Origin of the sequence: Roseixanthobacter pseudopolyaromaticivorans (assembly GCF_043195145.2) — a bacterium.
Taxonomy (GTDB): Bacteria; Pseudomonadota; Alphaproteobacteria; order Rhizobiales; family Xanthobacteraceae; genus NCEH01.
The window spans coordinates 643,940-664,187 of the sequence record NZ_CM195539.1 but is presented as its reverse complement, the minus strand read 5'-3'; the positions used below and the strand labels follow the sequence as shown (position 1 = coordinate 664,187).

General features: G+C 65.6%; 19 protein-coding genes. 12 read left to right on the top strand and 7 right to left on the bottom strand.

Annotated features, from left to right (window positions below):
- Positions 1-2: 2 nt before the first annotated feature.
- Together mtaB and dapF are read right to left on the bottom strand one after the other, a co-directional pair.
- Complete coding sequence (gene mtaB, locus V5F68_RS03105) at positions 3-1,289, bottom strand: tRNA (N(6)-L-threonylcarbamoyladenosine(37)-C(2))-methylthiotransferase MtaB (protein WP_394014512.1); 1,287 nt, start codon at positions 1,287-1,289, stop codon at positions 3-5.
- A complete protein-coding gene (gene dapF, locus V5F68_RS03100; protein ID WP_394014513.1) occupies positions 1,286-2,143 on the bottom strand; it encodes a diaminopimelate epimerase in 858 nt (285 codons plus the stop codon). The genes mtaB and dapF overlap by 4 nt, the downstream gene beginning before the upstream one ends.
- Positions 2,144-2,559: 416 nt before the next feature.
- On the opposite strand from dapF, the gene V5F68_RS03095 reads away from it, so the two are divergent.
- The 3 genes from V5F68_RS03095 (at position 2,560) to V5F68_RS03085 (ending at position 4,456) form a co-directional block, all read left to right on the top strand.
- Entirely contained in the window at positions 2,560-3,318 is a 759-nt protein-coding gene (locus V5F68_RS03095; protein ID WP_394014514.1) for a GyrI-like domain-containing protein, read from the top strand.
- Between the two features lie 104 nt (positions 3,319-3,422).
- Positions 3,423-4,007 (top strand): RNA 2',3'-cyclic phosphodiesterase, encoded by a 585-nt coding sequence (gene thpR, locus V5F68_RS03090; RefSeq protein WP_394014515.1) that lies wholly within the window; start codon positions 3,423-3,425, stop codon positions 4,005-4,007.
- Entirely contained in the window at positions 4,004-4,456 is a 453-nt protein-coding gene (locus V5F68_RS03085) for a YkvA family protein (protein ID WP_394014516.1), read from the top strand. The genes thpR and V5F68_RS03085 overlap by 4 nt, the downstream gene beginning before the upstream one ends.
- 120 nt (positions 4,457-4,576) lie before the next feature.
- Here the strand turns inward: V5F68_RS03085 and V5F68_RS03080 are convergent, their stop codons facing one another.
- Positions 4,577-5,563: an NADPH:quinone oxidoreductase family protein gene (locus V5F68_RS03080; protein WP_394014517.1), complete on the bottom strand. Its 987-nt coding sequence runs from the start codon at positions 5,561-5,563 to the stop codon at positions 4,577-4,579.
- 270 nt (positions 5,564-5,833) lie between these two features.
- Here V5F68_RS03080 and V5F68_RS03075 point away from each other — a divergent pair, with 270 nt between their 5' ends.
- From V5F68_RS03075 to V5F68_RS03065, 3 genes are all read left to right on the top strand, one after another.
- The gene (locus V5F68_RS03075) at positions 5,834-6,355 is read left to right on the top strand and encodes an invasion associated locus B family protein (protein ID WP_394014518.1); all 522 of its coding nucleotides are present in this window, start codon (positions 5,834-5,836) and stop codon (positions 6,353-6,355) included.
- A gap of 133 nt (positions 6,356-6,488) precedes the next feature.
- Complete coding sequence (gene rlmN, locus V5F68_RS03070; RefSeq protein WP_394014519.1) at positions 6,489-7,703, top strand: dual-specificity RNA methyltransferase RlmN; 1,215 nt, start codon at positions 6,489-6,491, stop codon at positions 7,701-7,703.
- Positions 7,704-7,736: 33 nt separating this feature from the next.
- Positions 7,737-8,252: a hypothetical protein gene (locus V5F68_RS03065; protein ID WP_394014520.1), complete on the top strand. Its 516-nt coding sequence runs from the start codon at positions 7,737-7,739 to the stop codon at positions 8,250-8,252.
- Between the two features lie 12 nt (positions 8,253-8,264).
- On the opposite strand, the gene V5F68_RS03060 is transcribed toward V5F68_RS03065, so the two are convergent.
- The gene (locus tag V5F68_RS03060) at positions 8,265-8,894 is read right to left on the bottom strand and encodes a 2-hydroxychromene-2-carboxylate isomerase (protein ID WP_394014521.1); all 630 of its coding nucleotides are present in this window, start codon (positions 8,892-8,894) and stop codon (positions 8,265-8,267) included.
- Between the two features lie 145 nt (positions 8,895-9,039).
- On the opposite strand from V5F68_RS03060, the gene V5F68_RS03055 reads away from it, so the two are divergent.
- From V5F68_RS03055 to V5F68_RS03045, 3 genes are all read left to right on the top strand, one after another.
- Entirely contained in the window at positions 9,040-9,861 is an 822-nt protein-coding gene (locus V5F68_RS03055) for a phosphatase PAP2 family protein (protein WP_394014799.1), read from the top strand.
- A gap of 39 nt (positions 9,862-9,900) precedes the next feature.
- On the top strand, positions 9,901-11,127 hold the full coding sequence (locus tag V5F68_RS03050; protein WP_394014522.1) for an argininosuccinate synthase: 1,227 nt from the start codon (positions 9,901-9,903) through the stop codon (positions 11,125-11,127).
- 65 nt (positions 11,128-11,192) lie between these two features.
- Positions 11,193-11,831: an MBL fold metallo-hydrolase gene (locus tag V5F68_RS03045; protein WP_394014523.1), complete on the top strand. Its 639-nt coding sequence runs from the start codon at positions 11,193-11,195 to the stop codon at positions 11,829-11,831.
- 18 nt (positions 11,832-11,849) lie between these two features.
- Here the strand turns inward: V5F68_RS03045 and V5F68_RS03040 are convergent, their stop codons facing one another.
- Entirely contained in the window at positions 11,850-13,550 is a 1,701-nt protein-coding gene (locus V5F68_RS03040; protein ID WP_394014524.1) for a sensor domain-containing diguanylate cyclase, read from the bottom strand.
- A gap of 169 nt (positions 13,551-13,719) precedes the next feature.
- On the opposite strand from V5F68_RS03040, the gene V5F68_RS03035 reads away from it, so the two are divergent.
- Both V5F68_RS03035 and V5F68_RS03030 read left to right on the top strand, forming a co-directional pair.
- A complete protein-coding gene (locus V5F68_RS03035) occupies positions 13,720-14,166 on the top strand; it encodes a MarR family winged helix-turn-helix transcriptional regulator (RefSeq protein WP_394014525.1) in 447 nt (148 codons plus the stop codon).
- Positions 14,163-15,473 carry a multidrug effflux MFS transporter gene (locus V5F68_RS03030; RefSeq protein ID WP_394014526.1) on the top strand — a complete coding sequence of 437 codons (1,311 nt, stop codon included), beginning with the start codon at positions 14,163-14,165 and terminating at the stop codon, positions 15,471-15,473. The genes V5F68_RS03035 and V5F68_RS03030 overlap by 4 nt, the downstream gene beginning before the upstream one ends.
- Before the next feature lie 40 nt (positions 15,474-15,513).
- Here the strand turns inward: V5F68_RS03030 and V5F68_RS03025 are convergent, their stop codons facing one another.
- Positions 15,514-16,848 (bottom strand): DUF3422 family protein, encoded by a 1,335-nt coding sequence (locus V5F68_RS03025; RefSeq protein WP_394014527.1) that lies wholly within the window; start codon positions 16,846-16,848, stop codon positions 15,514-15,516.
- A 377-nt stretch (positions 16,849-17,225) separates the two neighbouring features.
- Here V5F68_RS03025 and V5F68_RS03020 point away from each other — a divergent pair, with 377 nt between their 5' ends.
- The gene (locus V5F68_RS03020; protein ID WP_394014528.1) at positions 17,226-18,047 is read left to right on the top strand and encodes a sulfotransferase family protein; all 822 of its coding nucleotides are present in this window, start codon (positions 17,226-17,228) and stop codon (positions 18,045-18,047) included.
- 115 nt (positions 18,048-18,162) lie between these two features.
- Here the strand turns inward: V5F68_RS03020 and V5F68_RS03015 are convergent, their stop codons facing one another.
- A complete protein-coding gene (locus V5F68_RS03015; protein WP_394014529.1) occupies positions 18,163-20,070 on the bottom strand; it encodes a hypothetical protein in 1,908 nt (635 codons plus the stop codon).
- Between the last annotated feature and the right edge of the window lie 178 nt (positions 20,071-20,248).

Below are 20,248 nucleotides of genomic sequence, written 5' to 3'. Positions count from 1 at the left end.
CATCAGGCCGCGATTAGCCGCGCGCCGTCGTGACCGGCGATGCGCAGGGGGAGGATGGTGCCGCGTGGCGCGGGATGGGAAACACGCACCGGCGTGAAATGCTCCGTGCGGCCGAGGCCGCCGCTTTCCATCAGCACGCTGCGCTGCGCGCCCACGGCCAAGGAGAGATGGCGATGCAGGGCCATGTCGCCCTTCTCCCGCAGCCGCCGCGCGCGCGCCTTCACCTGGTCCGGTGCGACCTGCGGCATGCGGGCGGCGGGGGTGCCGGGGCGCGGCGAATAGGGAAACACATGCAGGAAGGAGAGGCCGCAGGCGTCCACGATGTCGAGCGTGTTGCGGAACTGCGCCTCGGTCTCGGTCGGAAAGCCGGCGATGAGATCGGCGCCGAACACCAGATCCGGCCGCAGACGCCGCATCTCGCTGACGAGGCGGATCGCCTCGGCGCGCGAATGCCGGCGCTTCATGCGCTTGAGGATGAGATCGTCACCCGATTGCAGCGAGAGATGCAGGTGGGGCATGAGCCGTTCTTCCTCGGCCAGCGCGCGCAGCAGGTCCGCGTCCGCCTCCACCGTATCGATGGAGGAGAGGCGCAGCCGCTTCAGCTCTGGCACATGGGTGAGAATGGCGCGCACCAGCTTGCCGAGCGTCGGCGTGCCGGGAAGCCCGGTGCCGTAGGAGGTGAGGTCCACCCCGGTGAGCACCACTTCGCCATGGCCGGTTTCCACCAGGGTGCGCACCTGCGCCACCACCTCGCCCATGGGCACGGAGCGCGAATTTCCTCGGCCATAGGGGATGATGCAGAAGGTGCACCGATGGTCGCAGCCGTTCTGCACCTGCACGAAGGCGCGGGTGTGCCGGTCGAGCCCGTCCACCATGTGAAGCGCGGTTTCCCGCACCGACATGATGTCGTCCACCACCACCTTCTCCTCGCCTGCGAGGCCGAAATCGAGCGCGGCGCGCGCCGCTGCCCAGGTTTCCGGCGCGCTCTTGGCGCCGTTGCCGATCACCCGGTCCACCTCGGCCATGGCGGCGAAGGTTTCCGGCTCGGTCTGCGCCGCGCAGCCGGTGACGACCACGCGCATGTCGGGATGCGCGCGCTTCAGGCGGCGAATGGTCTGGCGCGCCTGGCGCACCGCCTCGCCCGTGACGGCGCAGGAATTGACGATGAAGGTGCGCTCCAGCCCGGCCGCCAACGCGGCGCGGCGCATCTGCTCGGAATCCAGAGTATTCAGCCGGCAGCCGAACGTGACGACCTCGACACCCCGCGCGGGGACGGGCGCCGCGCTCACGCCGCCTCCGCCAACATGGCCGGGGTGAGCACGCCGGAAAACTCGTAAGCCACCGGCCCGGTCATCAGCACATGGCCGTCCGCCTGCCGCCAGGAGATGGTGAGATCGCCGCCGGGCAGCGTCACGCGCACGTCGCGACCCGACCGGCCGGTGCGCACCGCGGCGACCGCGGTGGCACAGGCGGCGGTGCCGCAGGCGCGGGTGCGGCCGGCGCCGCGCTCCCATACATGCAGCAGGATATGGTCGGGCGAGAGCATCTGCGCGAAGGAGATGTTGGCGCGCTCGGGAAACAGCGGGTCGTGCTCCAGCGCGAATCCCAGCGTCTCCACCTCCACCGCGTCCGCGTCGGACACGAAGAACACGGCGTGGGGATTGCCCATGGAGACGAGGTTCGCCGGGCCCAGCGCCTCATAGCCCGCCATGACATGGGCGGAGGTGTCGGCAACCGCGTGCGCCAGGGGAATGTGCTTCCAGTCGAGATGCGGGACGCCCATGTCCACGGTCACGCTGCCGTCGGGCAGGATCTCGCAATTCAGCAGGCCGGCGGCGCTCTCGAACAGCACGTGGCGCGCGCCGGTGCGGCGGGCCTCAAGAGCGGCGATGCAGCGCGTGCCGTTGCCGCAGGCGCCCGATTCAGACCCGTCGGAATTGAGGATGCGCACGAACCCCATGGAGCCGGACGCGCGCGGGGGATAAAGCACCATCGCTTGATCGAACGGCAGCGCATCGGCACGGGCGAGCGCACGCGCGGCGGCAGGCGACACCTCCACGGGATTGGCGCGCAGGTCCAGCACGAGAATCTCGTTTCCGAGGCCGTTCATCTTCACAAAGGGGCGGTTGGCGAGGTTCGTCATGGGTCCACACACGCATCGGGAGATGCGGGTCTTATATGGCCTCAGACGGGGGATGCGCCACCCCGTTGCGGAATAGGACGGCTTTTGTGGGGCGAAACGGCCGCGATGCGCCGCCGAGGCCATCGGCGGGGTTTTGCAAGGCGCCCTATCGAGGTGGATCCTGACCTTGGGACAGGCGACCGGAGCCCGCGCGGCGGCATCCGGCCGGCGTGCATGGGGAGGTTCGCGCTCGCGCCAAAACGCGCCGCCCGCCAGCCCGCCGGCCCCCTTCGGCGGCGCCCGATGCGCCCGTGTCATCTGCCGTTGCGGCCACCTAGGCGACCCGCCCGAACATGATAAAAGAGTTCCGGCGGCATCCGCCTTTGGCCCGAATCGGGTGGTAAAGGCAGCACATGTCGGCAAGGAGATTTCAGGCGATGGGCGGTGTTGACGTGGTTCGTGGAACACGGGCGGCGTTGCTGGCCATGGGCGTGGCAAGCGGCCTTTTCGCGCTGGGCGCGCCCCTCTTGAGCGTTGCCGCGCAGGCGCAGGGCGCGGCGCCATCGGGTCCGGCAGCAAAGCCCGCCCAGGGCCAAAATGCGGCGCCGGATGCGGGAGCGCCCTCCACCACCCAGGCGCTGCCGGGCCCCGCCTCCCCCATGTCGCCGCCGGCGGGCGTCGATCCCCGTTCGGTCCAGACGCAGCCGCTGACCGCCCCTTCGGTTCCCGCCTTCACCGGCGAGGAAACGCAGCTCGCGACCATTCCCGTTTTGACCAAGAGCGGCAGCGCGAGCTGGGATACCGGCTTCGACACCATCGTCGCGACCCTCAAGGACATCACCGCCGAGATGAACCGCATGGGCCTCAAGCGGGCCGGCGACGTGTTCATCGTCTACAATGCCAGCGACGACGCCGGTTTCGAGTTCGAGGCCCAGGTGCCGTTCACCGGCGCCACCACGCAGAAGCCGCAGGGCGAGGTGAAGCTTGGCGCCTCGTTCGCCGGCAAGGCCTTCAAATTCACCCATCGGGGATCGTTCGCGGATATGGACGACACCTATGAGGCGATCGCCAATTTCCTCGACGCCAAGAACGTGGCCGCGCAGGACCTCTACATCGAACAGTACCGCACGGACCCGCAATCAACGGCGCCGGATTCGCTGGTTGTGGACATCTTCGTGCCGGTTCGTGGAAGCTGACCCTTCCCAGCGGTCCGCGAATCCTTTTCACTAGAGGAAGTTGTGTTGTCTTTCGGTGAACCGCCGATCGCGGCGGCGCCGAGGTGACGATGAGGAGGCGCCCCATGCCCCGGCTCTTCACCGCGCTCGAAATTCCGAGCCAGATTGGAGACGGCCTGTCCCTGATGCGGGGGGGCCTCTCCGGCGCCCGATGGATGGACCCCGAAAACTACCACGTCACCTTGCGCTTCATCGGCGACGTGGACGACGCGAAAGCCCGCGACATCGCCCTCATGCTCGGGCAGGTGCGCCGCCGCGCGTTCGAGATGAGCCTCGGCGGGCTCGATCAGTTCGGCGGCCACAAGCCACGCGTCATCTATGCCAGCGTGCGGCCAAACCCGGCCCTGCTGGAGCTTCAGGCCGAGCACGAGCGCATCATGCAGCGCCTCGGCCTGCCGGCGGAACGCAATTACAAGCCGCACGTCACCCTGGCGCGGCTGCGCGACACGTCGAGCCGGCAGGTCGCCGATTATCTGGCCACGCGCGGCTTCTTTCGCAGCGAAAGCTTTCTCGCCAGCCGGTTCGTGCTGTTTTCCTCGCGCGACTCCGTCGGCGGCGGCCCCTATGTGGAGGAAGCCGCCTATCCCCTCGCGGGCGGGGCCGCCATGCGTATTGCGATGCCCGAAGGACATCCCATATCGTTTGCATGAGCAACACCGAACGCGCCCGCTTCCGCTTCGATTGGAGCGCACTGCCCTTCGCGGAACGGCTGAAGGCGGCGAAGGACGAGACCATCGTCAAGAAGGGCTTCTGGCAGAAGCTCCAGCGCACCGCCGCGCATGTGCCGTTCGCGGAAGATGCCATGGCGGGCTATTACGCCGCCTTCGATCATGAGACGCCGGTGCGCGTGCGTGCGACCCTTCTCGGCGCGCTCGCGTATTTCATCCTGCCGCTGGATGCCATTCCCGACATCCTCCCCGTGATCGGCTTTTCCGACGATGCGGCGGTGCTGTTTCTGGCCTTCCAGGCCCTGACCTCGCACATCACGCCGGCCCATAAGGCCGCCGCGAAGGAGACCATCTCGCGCCTGCGGACCGAGAGCGAGGCGGACGAGGCCCCGGCATCCCAGTCCGGCGCACCCGGGTCGAGCGGCGCCTGAGCGCATCGACGGCCCCGGAACATGCGGCTGAATCGCCTCGCCCGAACGTTCGCGCGAAAAGCGCCGAATTCCCGCGGTCATGTGCCGGCATCCCGCTTCACACCGGCTTGAAACCTCAATTCATCGGGCGGAATCGGTGGTGAGCACCACCTTGCCCTTCACCCGCCGGCCGGCAATCTCCCCGAGCGCGGCGGCGCAATCCGCCAGCGGGAACGTGGTGTCCACATGGGCCGAAATCTGGCCCGAGCGGGCATATCCGATCAGTTCCTCCACCGCCGCCCGAAGCCACGGCACATCGCGCCGCGCCTGCGCCCCAAAGGCCACGCCGCGCGCATCACAATTCTTCAGCAGCAACAGGTTGAGCGGCAATTTGGGGATCTCGCCGGCGGCGAATCCGATCACCAGAAGCCGCCCGCACCAGCCCAGCGCCCGCACCGCCTGCTCGGATTGCACGCCGCCCACGGGATCGAACACCACATCGACGCCCCGCTCCCCGCCGAGCGCCTTCAAAGTGACCTTAAGGTCTTGCTGCGTATAGTCTATTCCCTCATCCGCACCGTGCGCGCGGGCAAACTCGAGCTTGTCCGGCGCGGAGGCGCAGGCAATGACGCGGGCGCCCAGAATCTTGCCCAGTTCTACCGCCGCCAGACCCACGCCGCCCGCCGCGCCGAGCACCGCAAGTGTCTCGCCCGCCTTCAATTCTCCGCGATCCCGCAGGGCATAAAGCGCGGTGCCATAGGTGACGATGAGGCCCGCCGCGCGCACCAGGTCCAGGTCGTCCGGCACTGGGGCGAGGGTTTGCGCCGGCACCACCACCCGCTCGCGGGCGGCGCCGCTGGTCATGTAGCCGGCCACGCGGTCGCCGATCCGCAAGCCCTCCACGCCTTCGCCCAAAGCACTGACATGCCCTGAGAATTCGGCGCCGGGCGAAAACGGCAAGGGCGGCTTGTGCTGGTAAAGGTCGCGGATGATCAGGGTGTCGAAGAAGTCCAGGCCCACTGCCGCCACATCCACCACCACCTGGCCGGGACCGGGAACCGGATCGCCCAGATCCTGGACCACCAACTGCTCCGCCGGCCCGTGGCGCACGCACATGACAGCCTTCATGACCCCATCCCCATCATCCTCGCCCCAGGACGCAGAACGGCCCGCCGCAGCCTTGCCGAAACTGGCGGAGCCGCGCGATTCTTCCCACGAAACCGGGGATGGCGCCCATGGCGCCTTGTCAACTCACGGCTCTGGCCGCAAAGGATGCCAGAGCGTTAAGGAAGCAAAAGCAGTCTGTGTGCCATTTTTTTGTCGGCGTCCACATTTAGGGGCATTGAAGAAGCCCGCTGCGCTGCCTTTCCTGCACCGCGTTCAGATCTAGGAGAAGTCATGGCTCCGTTCCGCACACGCCTTGCCGTCCTTGGCGGCCTCGTCGCCGCTTTGGTCGCAGGTCCAGCGTTCGCCCAGCAGGCGCAGCCCAAGCCGGTTGCGCAGTTCGGCGATTGGAGCGTTTACGTCAGCGCCACGCCCAACGCCAAGGTTTGCTACACCATCTCCCAGCCGAAGGACCGCCAGCCCGCCGGGCTGAAGCGCGACCCGGCGTATTTCTTCATCTCCACCCGCCCGGCTGAGAATGTGAAGAACGAGATCAGCCTCACCATGGGCTTCGCGCTCAAGGAGGCGAGCGAAGCCAAGCTGACCATCGGCACCCAGACCTTCGCGCTCTACACCAAGGCGGAGGGCGCTTGGGTGCGCAATGTCGCGGACGAGGGCAAGATGGTCGAGGCCCTGCGCAAGGGCAAGGACGTGACCGTGGTGAGCCTGTCAGCGCGCGGCAATCCCACCACCGACAAATACGGGCTCGCGGGCATTGCCCAGGCGCTCGATCGCGTCGCGCAGGAATGCAAATAGCAGCGCGGACCTTGCGGAAAGCGGAGCCGTTGCCCGAACGGCGCCGCAATCCTTGCATCTAAAGCACCCGAAGATCGGATCGCGTCCGTCGTGCGGCTGGCATGGCGGGCGCGAAACCATTATGTGTGACCCAATGACGCTCGTGCTCGACACCACCCCCGCCGCCGCGCCGGCCCCTGCCCCCGTTTCGCTCCCCTCCCTCGTGGGGCTGGACCGGGAGAAGCTGGGCCGTGCGCTCGCTGCCGTGGGCGTGGCGGAGCGCGACCTGCGCATGCGCGTCAACCAGCTTTGGCACTGGATCTATCTGCGCGGCGCCCTCGATTTCGACGAGATGACCAACGTCTCCAAGCATCTGCGGGCGACCCTCGCGCAGGCCTATTCGCTGGCCCGGCCGGTGATCGTAGTGGAGCAGGTGTCGCAGGACGGCACCCGCAAATGGCTGCTGCGCCTGCCGGCCGACACGCCCGGCGAGAAGCCGCACGAGGTCGAGTGCGTCTATATTCCGGAGAGCGATCGCGGCACGCTCTGTGTCTCCAGCCAGGTGGGCTGCACGCTCAATTGCTCGTTCTGCCATACCGGGACCCAGCGCCTGGTGCGCAACCTTTCCGCCGCCGAGATCGTCGCCCAGGTGATGGTGGCGCGGGACCGGCTCGGCGATTATCCGGGCCGCGATCGCGCCGTCGGGCCGGGCCTGCCGACCGAGGGGGACCGGCTCGTCACCAACATCGTCTTCATGGGCATGGGCGAGCCGCTCTATGCCTATGATTCCGTGGCCGAATCCATTGAGATTCTGTCTGACGGCGACGGACTTGGCCTCGGCAAGCGGCGCATTACCGTCTCCACGTCCGGGGTGGTGCCGGAGATCGAGCGGCTCGGCCGCGAGGTGGCGCCGATGCTTGCCATCTCACTCCATGCCGTGCGCGACGACTTGCGCGACGTGCTGGTGCCGATCAACAAGAAATATCCGCTGGCGCAATTGCTTGAGGCATGCCGCACCTATCCGGCCGCCTCCAACGCCAAGCGCATCACTTTCGAATATGTGATGCTGAAGGGCGTCAACGACAGCCCGGCCGACGCCAGGGCTCTCGTGCGGCTGCTGGAAGGCATCCCGGCCAAGATCAACCTGATCCCGTTCAATCCCTGGCCCGGCACCCGATATGAGTGCTCCGACTGGGAGACGATCGAGAAATTCTCAGACATCGTGTTCCGCGCCGGCTATGCGAGCCCGGTGCGCACGCCACGAGGGCGCGATATTCTCGCCGCCTGCGGCCAGCTCAAGAGCGAGACGGAAAAGCTCTCCGCCCGCGAGCGTCTGGCCCTGCGCGCTATGGCGGCGTCCGCCGAATAATCGATCCGCACCCGGCGCAAGGCGACCGACGCCATGGATTCCGTCTTCCGTCTTCTGCTGCGGCTCATCCTCATTCCGGCGGGCTATGTGGTGGCCATCTGCGCCGGTACGGCAGTGATCCTGTTCGGCCAATGGCGCATCGGCACGCTGTTTGCGGCTGCTCCGGAGAGTCCCGACACACTGGTGATGCTGGTGGACGCGCTGTTCACCGCCGGATTTCTGGTGGTGTTCCTGGTCTCCACCATGTGGCTTGTGGCGGCCATCGGCGTGCTGTTCTCGGAACTGTTCGCCGTGCGCTCCTGGATGTTTCATGTGGCCAACGGAGCGGTTTCCGCTTTTGTGGGAGCCCAGCTCTATCCCGGCCTCAGCGGCGAGCGCGTGCCGGTCGCCGACCCGTTCTACATCCTCGCGGCGGGGCTGGCCGGTGGCCTTGCCTATTGGCTGGTGGCGGGATGGAGCGCGGGCTTCTGGAAGCCCATGCTGCTCTCCTCCGGCCGGGGCCGGCTTCCCCCGCCCCCGCCACCCGCCGGCCCGCCGCCGGCGGCCTGACCCCGCAGCGGGTTATTGGGCGGCAGCCTGCGGCGCGTGAGCGATTTGCACGGCATGTTCCAGCGCCATTTCCAGCCGGTCGTTGCCCCAGAACAATTCCTTGTCCGCCGTGACGCAGGTGGGCGCACCGAATATGCCGAGCGCCTGGGCTTCCTCCACCGTCGCGCGCAGCTTGTCCTTGTTCGCCTGGGTTTCCGCCTGGTCGATCACCTCGTCGCAGAAATGGCCGAGGCCCGCGAGCACCTGCCGCACCACCGTGCGATCGGAAATGTCGCGCCCTTCCGCGAACGCCGCGCGGAACAGGGCACGCGAGAAGGCCGGGCGGGAGGCGTCGTTGAGCCGCGTCGCGACGCGGGCACCGAGCAAGCCGTTGACCGGAAACGGCTCCGGCCGGGTTACCGGAGGCAGGCCATAGCGATCCGCGAGGCGCGCCAGGTCGCGCCACATATGCGCGCCCTTCAGCGGATACACATTGAACGGCGAGGAGGAATAGCCCTGGGCTGCGAAGATCGGTCCAAGCAGGAAGGGCCTCCATTCCACATGCACGCCCGCAGCTTCCGCCAGCGGCCCGAGGCGGCTCGCGGCCAGATAGGAATAGGGCGAGGCGAACTCGTAGTAGAAATCAAGCGTGGCCCTGGTCATCGGCCCCTCCTCAGGCTAAATCGGCCGGAGTGTGCTGCCGGTCCGCGCATCCCCGCAAGGGGTTGGATCAAACCGGACCGGGAAATGGGTGCATGGGCACCGCGCGCCAGAGGCAAGGGGAAGCACAGGTGATCCGTTGAAGCTGGTGCTCTTCTTCGCCCTCGTGACCGGCGCCGCGGTCGCGATCCTCTTCACGGTGTTTCCGCGATGGGATCTCGCGATCACCGGTCTGTTCTGGGACGCGGGCTCACGCAGTTTCCAGGTGGCCGCCTCGCCCATCGGGAAGATGTTGCGCAGCGCCGGCAACATCATTCCCTGGCTGTTCGCCGGCCCGGCCTTTGTGGCGATCATCCTGAAGCTGCTGTTTCCCGGCGCGCCCATGTTCATGCCGGCGCGGGCGGCGCTGTTCCTGGCGCTTTCCATGGCGCTTGCGCCCGGCCTGCTGGTGAACGGGGTGCTGAAGGAACATTGGGGCCGTCCCAGGCCGGTGCATGTGGAGACGTTCGGCGGCAAGGACGTGTTCAGCCCCTGGTATTCCACCGACGGCACCTGCCCGGGAAACTGCTCCTTCGTCTCCGGCGAAGGGTCGCTCGGCTTCTGGATGCTCGCGCCGGCGAGCCTTGCCCCGGCCCCGCTGCGGCCGGCGGCGATCGGCGCGGCGCTGGCGTTCGGCGCGGCAGCCGGCGGCCTGCGCATCGCCTTCGGCGGGCATTTCTTCACGGACACCGTCTTCTCGGCGGTACTGACCATCCTGGTCATCGTCGCGCTGCGTTGGCTCATCTACGATCGCAGGCGCGCCCTCTCCAATGCGGCGCTGGAGGGCGGCATCGGCCGGCTCGGCTTCGCGCTGAACGCGCTGATGGGAGCGCTGGTGCGCGCGCTCTGGTGGGTTTCGCGCACCGCCATGCGCAAGATCACCCGTGCCCTGCGCGCCCTCCCCTTGCCATGGCGACGCTCCGGCCTATAGTCCGCGCGCTCTTCAAGGCCCTGTAGTTCGAGAGATGAGATGGCGCGCGACGTGAAGAAGGTGGTCCTGGCTTATTCCGGCGGCCTGGATACCTCGGTGATCCTGAAATGGCTCCAGACCACCTATGGCTGCGAGGTGGTGACCTTCACCGCCGACCTCGGCCAGGGCGAGGAGCTTGCCCCCGCGCGCGAAAAGGCTCTGCTGCTGGGCATCAAGCCGGAGCACATCTTCATCGAGGACGTGCGCGAGGAATTCGTGCGCGACTACGTGTTCCCCATGTTCCGCGCCAATGCGGTCTATGAGGGACAATATCTGCTGGGCACCTCCATCGCCCGCCCGCTGATCGCCAAGAAGCAGATCGAGATCGCCCGCAAGGTCGGTGCCGACGCGGTCTCCCACGGCGCCACCGGCAAGGGCAACGACCAGGTGCGGTTCGAGCTGGCCTATTACGCTCTGGAACCGGACATCACCGTCATCGCGCCCTGGCGCGAATGGGACCTCACCTCCCGCACGCGCCTCCTTGAATTCGCCGAGAGCCACCAGATTCCGATCGCCAAGGACAAGCGCGGCGAAGCGCCATTCTCTGTGGACGCGAACCTGCTGCACTCCTCTTCCGAGGGCAAGGTGCTGGAAGACCCCGCCGACGACGCGCCGGAATATGTCTACCAGCGCACCATTTCCCCCGAGGACGCGCCCGACAAGGCCACCCTCATCACGGTGGATTTCGAGAAGGGCGACCCGGTCGCCATCGACGGCGAGAAGCTCTCGCCCGCCAGCCTGCTGGCCAAGCTGAACGAACTCGGCAAGGCCAACGGCATCGGCCGGCTGGATCTGGTGGAGAACCGCTTCGTCGGCATGAAGTCGCGCGGCGTGTACGAGACCCCCGGCGGCACCATCCTCTTGGTGGCCCATCGCGGCATTGAGAGCATCACGCTCGACCGCGGCGCGGCCCATCTGAAGGACGAGCTGATGCCCCGCTATGCGGAGCTGATCTACAACGGCTTCTGGTTCGCCCCCGAGCGCGAGATGCTCCAGGCCGCCATCGACCATTCCCAGGCCTATGTCACCGGCCGCGTCACGCTGAAGCTCTATAAGGGCAATGTGAGCGTGGTCGGCCGCGAGAGCCCCTATTCGCTCTACAACCAGGACCTCGTGACCTTCGAGGAAGGCGCCGTGGCCTACGATCACCGCGACGCTGCCGGCTTCATCAAGCTGAACGCCCTGCGCCTGCGCACCCTCGGCAGCCGCGCGCGCAAGACCTCCTGATCCCGCGCGCGCCGGCCCTTGCGCCGGCGCGCCGATCCCTCCCGGCCCCATCCCAGGAGCCTGTCATGCAGCCGATCCAGATCGCGGTGGTGCCGGTCACCCCGTTCCAGCAGAATTGCTCCATCCTGTGGTGCACCGCCACCAACAAGGCGGCGGTCATCGATCCGGGCGGCGACCTGCCGCGGATCCGCGAGGCGCTGGCGGAAACCGGGGTGGAGGTGGAGAAAATCCTGCTCACCCACGGCCATTTCGACCATGCGGCCGGCGCGGCGGAACTGGCGGAGAGCCTCGGCGTGCCCGTCGAGGGGCCGAATGAAGCCGACCAGTTCCTGTTGGATGCAGTGCCCGAGACGGCGGCGAAATATGATTTCGAGGGCCGCGCCGTGACCCCGGATCGCTATCTCTCCGAGGGCGAGACGGTGCGGGTTGGCGATCTCACCCTGGATGTGTTGCAAGTGCCGGGGCACACGCCTGGGCATGTGGTGTTCGTGCATGCCCCCTCGAACATCGCCATCGTCGGCGATACGCTGTTCAAGGGCTCCGTCGGCCGCACCGATTTCTCCTACGGCAATGCCGAGCAGCTGATCCAGGGTATCGTCACAAAGCTGCTGCCGCTGGGCGATGGCGTCGTGTGCCTGCCCGGCCACGGCGCCGTCACCAGCATCGGCGACGAGCGGGCGACCAACCCTTTCCTCCCGCGCTGATCCCGCTGGAAGCTGCGCTCAGGCGGCGCGGGGATTGGGCTTTCGATCCGCGATCGCGATACGATTGCGGCCCGAGTTCTTGGCTTCGTACAGCGCCAGATCGGCCCGCTCGATCACCTCGTCCACGTCCCGGTCGCCGGGCTGTGCCAGGGCCGCGCCGAAGCTGACCGTGACGGCGATCTCCTGGCCGTCAATGGTGACCCGGTTCGAGCCAATGGAACTGCGCATCCGTTCCGCGAGCGCCATCATGCCGGCGCGATCCACGTTCAGGAGCAGGACGACAAACTCCTCGCCACCGAAACGGGCCACGCGATCGTGCTGGCGCAGGGCCGCGCCGATGGACGCCGCGACGCTGCGGATCACCGCGTCGCCGGCCGGATGCCCATAAAGGTCGTTGACCCTTTTGAAATGGTCGATATCGGCCATCAAGATGCCGAGCCCGTCGCTGGTCCGCGTGCCGTTGAGCGCCGCATCGGCGACGCTCAGGAACGAGCGGCGGTTGAGCAGGCCGGTGAGTGGGTCGGTGTCGGCAAGCTGCCGCAACTCTTCCATATCCTGCTGATATTGCTCGGCCGTCCGCACGATCTGCGCTTCCACCGAGCTGAGCCGCCGCAGCAGGGCGCGAAGCGCACCGGACAGTTGTAGCACTTCCAGGCTGCCGCGCTGGTGCGGCAGGTTGGTGGCGTGGGGATCGCGCCCGATGTGCGCGGCCGCCTGCGTGAGCGTCACCAAGGGCCGCGCAATCTTCCGCGCGAACCAATAGGCGCCCAGAAATGTCACCGGAAGGGCCAGCAGGCCGATGCCGAGAATGGTGAGGGCGAGGCGCGTCGCGTCGGCGAAGGCGACGGCCGCGTCCTGCCGCGTCACCACAATCCAGCCAAGGCCTGGGTAATCGCCGTTGCGTCCCGTGACGGCAAAGCCGGTGAGCACCCGGTGCCCCTCGCTCTTATCGACAAAGGCGCCGCTGCGCTCATCCATCATGGAGGCGATGACCTCGTCCGAGAACGGCTGCGGGTTCGGCGAATTGCCCAGCAGCACCCGGCCATCGCGCCCGATGATCCACACCTTGGTCGCGCCTTCCTTTGGCGCGATATCGGTGAGCATCCTCGCCCAGTTGACGCTCAAATGCGCCCCGATGGTGCCCAGCAGTCGATTTTCAGGGGAATAGACAGGCAGGGATACGTCCACGAACCGGGTCATCGTGTCGACCTGAGGCAAAGCCAGCAGGTGAGCGAGAAGCTCACCTTCCTCGGTATCCCCGACCGAGGGCACGTTCAGCCCATTGCGAAACCAGTCGCGCGCGAGGACAGAGGTGCCTTCCAACACGCGGCCGGTGGAGGCCAGGACGATGCCGTCGGGATTGGCAAAGCCGATCCAGACATATCGCGGTCGCGACACCTTCAATTGCTCGATGACGTCGCGCACCTCGTCCGGGCTGTCTTGCCAGATTCGGTTCAAGGGACGCATTTCGGCGATCTGAAGAATGTCGCGATAGCGCTCGGACAGGTCCAGATCCAGGCGGTCCGCGAGGGAGACCGCCTTCTCTGCCATTTCTGCCTTCAGATGCGCGATGAGCCCACGCCTGCTCACGCCCGCGCTGGTGAGCGCGACGCCGGCCAAAGTGACGAGACCGATGCACGCCATGGCAAACGCCATCTGCTGGCCCACCGTCATGCGGTCCTGCAAATGGTGCAAGCGCAGGCGCAACCGATGAAACACGCCACTTATCCTTTATCCGACCCGCACAAAGCTCGCGCGATCGGTTTCTGAATGAGCCTCAAGGCTTTCCTGAGGCTCGCACAGCTCGCGCGGCCGCTAGGGAAAGTCCAGGGCCTTCAGTCAACAACCCCTAGATTGTAAGGCTGACTTATATTATGTAACCCATATCATGACCGAAACACCTCTCGGCTTCCTGCTGGTGGATGCCGCCCGCCTCTATCGCGCGAGCATCGACCGCGCATTTGAACAGACCGGCCTCGGGCTGACCGCCGGCGAGGCGCGCACCCTGGTCTATGCCAATCTGCACCCGGGCCTGCGCCAGACCGCACTGGCGGTGCGCATGAACGTGGAGCCCATGACGCTCGTGGGATTTCTCGACAAGCTCGAAGCGCAGGGGCTGATCTCCCGCACCCCGGACCCGAACGATCGCCGGGCCAAAACCGTCAATCTCACCCCCGCGGCGGACGCCATTCTCTCTTCGGTGCTTGCCGCCGCCGCTGGGGTGCGCATGAGCGCGCTCGAAGGCCTGTCCGAAAGCGAGAAGGACACCTTCCGCAAAGCGCTCGAGCAGATCCGCACCAATCTCTGCCTTTCCGCCAAGGATGACGCGCAATGACCCCCGTCATGTCGCAGAACCGCACCGCCATCATCGGCGCGCTGATCGTCGTGATCGGCCCGCTGTCGATGTCGCTCTATACGCCGGCCCTGCCGGCGCTGGTGCATGCATTCAACTCGACTCCGTCCGCTATGAAGCTGACCTTGAGCGTCTATTTCTGCGGCTTCGCCTTCTCGCAATTGCTGTGCGGTCCGCTCTCCGATGCGTTCGGCCGCCGGCCCGCGGCGCTCGGCTTCTTCACCGTCTATGTGGCGGGAAGCCTGGTCGCCGCCTTCGCGCCGGACATGCTGTGGCTGGTGGTGGGGCGCGGCCTCCAGGGCGTCGGCGTGGCCGCCGGCCCGGCCATTTCGCGTGCCATCGTGCGCGATCAGTTCACCGGGCAGGCCTCGGCCCGCATCCTGAACCTCATTGGCACCATGCTCGCCATCGGGCCCGCGCTGGCTCCCACCGTGGGCGGCGCCATCCTGGTGACGCTCGGCTGGCATCCGATTTTCTTCGTCATGGTGGCCTACGGCGTGCTGGTGCTGGCGCTGCTGGCCTTCGCCGTGCCGGAGACCAACCACCGGCCCGATCCGGGCCAGGCGCGGCCGGCGCGGGTGTTCGCCAATTACCGCACCTTGCTCATGGACCGCAGCTTCATGCGGATGAGCCTGCTGATCGGCTTCACGCTGGGCGGCATCTATACGCTCGCCGCCATCCTGCCGTTCGTGCTGATCGAGAAGATCGGCCTGTCGCCGACCCAGTTCGGCTTCGCCATGATCTGCCAGACCGGCTCCTACATGCTGGGCACCATCGTCGCCGGGCGGATGATGAAGAAGATCGACGCCGTGCACCTCATTCCCATCGGGCTTGGCTGTGCGATGGTCGCGGCAGTAGGGCTCGTGGTGGTGCCGCCCCTGTTCCCCCACGCCTTTCTCGGCGTGATGGGGCCGGTGGCCCTGTGGGCGTTCGGCGTGGCGATGCTCTTGCCAGGCTCCACCACCCTCGGCCTCGCGGGCTTTCCCACCATGGCCGGCTCCGCGGCCGCGCTGATGGGCTTCATGCAGATCGGCGGCGGGTTCGTCGGCTCGCTTGTGGCGAGCACTTTCGGCGATCCGGCGGCGGCCTTGATGCTGGTGGTGCCGGGCATGGCGACCATTGCCCTGCTCTGCTTCGTGCTGCTGCGCCCGCGCCACGGGAAGACCGAACGGGAAGTTTCGCCCGGCATGGTGGACGAAGGGGATCTTGAAATCGCGACCGATCCCGCCGGCCTCGTCGGCGCCTCCGGCGACGAGATTGAGACCCACATCTTCCGCAAATCGGCCTAAACCTCAGACCGGGCGCGGCCACCCGGCCTGCCTTCCCCCTTCAGTCGTGATCGCCGTGAGACAGGCGGATGCGGCGCACCAGCGACCACACCGCCAGCACCGCCACCGGCACCGCCAATGCGGTCACGAGGCCCGGCTCCAGCTCGAGGCCCACGACAGCATCGAGATGCCCGTCATGGATGCCTTCCGCCAGCAAATGGACGAGGCTGACCACGTAATAGGAGATCGCAGCCACCGAGAGCCCTTCCACCGTGCGCTGCAGGCGCAATTGCAGGCGGGTGCGCTCGTTCATGGAGGTGAGCAGGTCGCGATTCTGCTGCTCCAATTCCACGTCCACCCGGGTGCGCAGCAGATCGGCGGCGCGGGCGAGCTTTGCGGAGATGTTGGACTGACGCTCCTCCACCGACAGGCAGGTGCGCATGGCCGGGGCCATTCGCCGTTCCAGGAATTGCTGCCAGGTGGGAAAGCCGGCGACCTGTTCCTCGTGGATGGTGGCAAGGCGCAGCCGCACGATCTCATAATAGGCGCGGCTGGCGCCGAAGCGGAACAGCGAGGCCGTGGCACCGGCCTCCAGTTCGGCGGCGAGCGCCACCAGTTCGTCCAGCAAGGTGTTGTTGGCCGCGAGCCCCTCGGAATGGCGCATCTCGTCCGTCGCCTGGGCGAGGCGCGCCTCGATCTTGCCAATCTGCGGCGCCAGGCGCTGGGCTTCCGGCAGGCCCAGCAGGGCGAGCAGGCGATAGGTCTCGATTTCCAGCACCCGCTGCACCAGCGCGCCGGCGCCTTCCGCCCCGAGCCCCCGGTCGCGCACCAGAATGCGCACGAAACCGGACGGGTCCGGCTTGAAATCGGTGACGATCTCCGCCGCATTGTTCACCACGTCCGAGCGGGCAAGGCTCGCGCGGTCGAAGACGGAGTCGAGTTGAAGATCCTCCGCCGTATCGGTCGCAAGATGCAGATCCACCGCCACCAGCAGCGGCCCGGGCGCCGGGATCTGCGTCAGCGGTCCGGAAAGGGCGAGTGCGGGCGGGTGGAAGGGCAGCACGCCGGGGCCCAGCTCGGTGGAGGGGAAATCCCAGGTATAGGTGGAGAACTCCGCGTGGCTCTCCCACCGCAGAGTCGCACCGCCGAAGGAAACACGATGATGCTTGGCGCCGGGCGGCGGCCCCTGCACGCCACGCGCGGTGCACAGATCGTTCACCGCGGCGCGTGCGGCCTGCGCATTCGCGGGATCGGTGAGGAACGCCACATGCAGGAAACGGCGCGGCGTTTCCACCGGAAAGAAGGGGCGGGCATGGAGTTCCCCGAGCACCGCCGCGCGCAGCGGATGTGCCTCCAAGATCTTCCCCTCGCCGATGCCGAGATCCGCTGTCCCCATGCGCCTGTCCCGCTTTTTATTCGATGTCCGGGCGGCCGAGCCCCCCAACGCCTGACCAGCCTCCTCGTGCTCGCATGGCGGAGACACGGTTTCAAGCAGGGGCAATCGTAAGGCGGGTCGCCATTTGCCGAAATGGCAGGCGCAGCAGCATTCTACGCCGGAAAACCCCTGTCCGCGACCAACAATCGCATCCCTGCATCTTCGCCCTGGGCCCTCTCTTCGATCTCCTCGAGCCGCGCGGGTCCGCAGCCACGGCGAGGCAGACGACGCTCGCCGCATTTTGCCGGCTTGCATATTCGGAGGGTGCGACGGCACCATGCGACTCGCGTGGCGACGCAATCACAATCAGGCGCCGACCTCTTCGAAAGACTTGATCCATGACAGACAACACCGTTTGCGTCGGATGCATTGGCGGCAGCGGGTCACGAGTCGTCGCAAAAATACTTCAGTCTTTCGGATATTTCATCGGGGACGATTTAAATCAAGAAATGGACAATCTATCGTTTACACTATTATTTAAAAGACCATCTGTTTTGATTGAAAGTTTTGAATCAATAAATTTCTTATACCTTAATTTTCATCATAGGATGAAATACGGAAATTTGAAATTTGATGAAATCAAAGATGTCCTTATAAGACTTTCCCACCGCGACAGAATCATCCACGGCGCCGCGTGGCTGACGGCACGCATGGACTCCTTCGTTCATGAGCGCCAATATGCAGTCGATAAGATGGCATGGAAGGAGCCAAACACCCACGTTGTGGTTGAGCACTTCCTCAATATAGATCCGAACCTTCGTTATATTCACATAACGCGCAGCGGCTTGGACATGGCGTACAGCGCCAATCTAACCCAGCTCCGGCTTTGGGGGTCGATTTTCCTGGACCGGCCGGTGGAGCTTGGGCCCAGAGACGCCTTATCATACTGGGCCGCAGTGGAACGACGGATGAGAAACCTGAAGAAAATCCATCCTGACCGCATACTGATCATCAATTACGAGGATCTTGCCTTACGCCCCCACGAGGTCATCTCCAAAATCCGCCATTTTTGCGGGGAAAGCGATACATTACCGGCGATGGATATCGCCGAGATCGTGGTCCCCGCCGACAGTATCGGACGCCACAAGTCTCAAGACTTGAGTGTTCTCCTGAAACAAGATGTCGAGTACGCCAGAGCCATTTCGGCCGGAGACGCGTGACGAGGCATCCCGCGCCGCTTCGAACCTGTCCGTATCTCGGCCTTTATCGCCGCCGTGGAGGAGGTCCTCGAAAGCGCTCGGCAGCGACATCATCCTATAACACGGCTAAAAAGCTTCAATTCGCCGGAAAAGTCAGTTGATACAGTCGCATGCGATAAAGCGGCTGCCACAGCCAGCTGGCAGGCCCTTCCGAGCGGATGCTTATGGAAACCGGGCGGGGAGCATCCGGCGTGCCCTTAGGTAGCGCGGCGAAATCCGATGCACCGCCGACAATCGGCGAGATAACGAATCCGGTTTCGCCCATCCGGTAGATGTATCGAAACTCGCGCTCCGTCCCGTCAGGAAAATAATAGGTGATGAAAAGACGCGGCGATTTATACAGTATTCCCCAGAACCTGCCGATCAGCGATGGGCTAATATCGACCTGCGCCCAAATCACCGCATTTGGCCCCCGCGGCAGATCCACCCGCTGCCCAAAACCGTAGCTTTCCGCGCTCAGTGGCGCCAGATCGAAGCTGCCCGGCGTGGCGCGGCGTTGCAAAATCACCGCATCTACCCCGTAGGGCGCGAGATGCACGAATTGGACGGGGTGATAGAGGCTCAGCAGCAGGGGCCAGCTATTCCCGTCATCCAACATCGGAAGTCGGCCATCAATTGGTTGAATGGAGAAGATGATATTGTGCGGCGCCTGCGGCCCGGTCAGGTGATCTGCATCCCTCTGCAGCAACTCCGGGGTATAGGCCGAATAGCTTTGCAGCACCGGACGGGGGCGCCATTCCAGTCCCGCGGCAAGCAGGGCCGCTTGCGTGAAGGAATAGACGTCCGTTGGTCCTTTCAGAGCGGGGAGCGGGGCAGCGGCCCGGATTTTTCCGATGCTGTCCAAGTATTGCGCATCCAGATAACCCGCGTGCGCAAGCCGGACATACAAACCCTCGCCCGCGCGAAAGAAGGGACGCAAGATCTCCGTGGCAGGTTTCCATGCCAGCGTGATCGCCAGCCAGCAGACGAACGTCACACCAAGACCGAGCCGTGCCCGACGGGGCCCGCCCAGCAACATCCCAGCCCAGCCGACCAGGAGGGCGATGCCGGCCGCCGCCGATGGATGGCGCCCCCCCTGCCGCACGAACCCTTCCTTGAAACCCAGGAAGAGGAGCAGGGCCAAGCCCAGCAACAGCAGCTTGCCTGTGCCCCCTCCCTTGAGATGCCGCAACTGGAAGATGTAAAGAAATGCGCCCGCCAACAATAATATGACCATTTGCCAGTATGGACCTGGCAAAGACATGGCATCGGGATAGCCGGAGATGATGTACCACTCAGAAATAAAGTAAGAAGGTAAGGCCGAAATTTCTTGGTAGCTAACGATCCAGAATATCGGGATGCAAACCGTAAAAATTGCCAAGCAGCCCAGTGCGAGGCGCCGCCTCCCCGCCCATGCCAACATCGTAGCGGCAAGAAGAACCGTCGAAACCGCCGCGATAGCGGACGTGCCCTTCACCAGCACCAGCATCGCGAGCGCCGGCATCATCAGCGGAAAGATCATTTTCCGCCAATTTTGCCCGGGCATCGCGGGGATCGGGGAGGAGAGCCGATAGGCGAGCAGAAGGGCGAGCAGCGGCACCGCCATCAGCTGCGGATCCTTGTCCACCAACGACAGGAACAGCGCGAATCCCACCGCGGGCAGCCATGCGCCCGGACCGACCAACGCCAGCAGCGCGCCGATGGCCGTCGCCGCCAACAGCACGCCTCCAAAGATCGCCAGCCCGTCGGTTTCCGGCAGATACAGTGCGCTGTATATCGAGGCGAAAGGCCCAAAAGTGAAGGTTAACGGCCGGCCGACGAGCCCTTGGCTCGTCGCCGCGTTCATCCCGAGCTGCCATCCACTTCCCAGGGTTGCAATCGGAAAGATCGGCGCCAAGGGGACTAATGCGGAAATGCAGCCCCACACCATGGCAAGGATGGCGCAAATCTTTAAAAATCCGTCCAGCGGACGCGTTTCGTTTTCAACCACGGTGACAATAGCCAATTGATTCTGGAAGGATCGGAAGATATTTCCCGCCCGCAGACTATGTGACCCCATGGGTCAGGTAAACCGGCAAGACCTGGAGAGGCTCAATTCCGCTCTGACGCACAGCGCAACTCCCAATGCTTCAGCCTTGAGATCCGCACCAGATTTTCCCGCCCATCGATCATCGCCCGGGGAT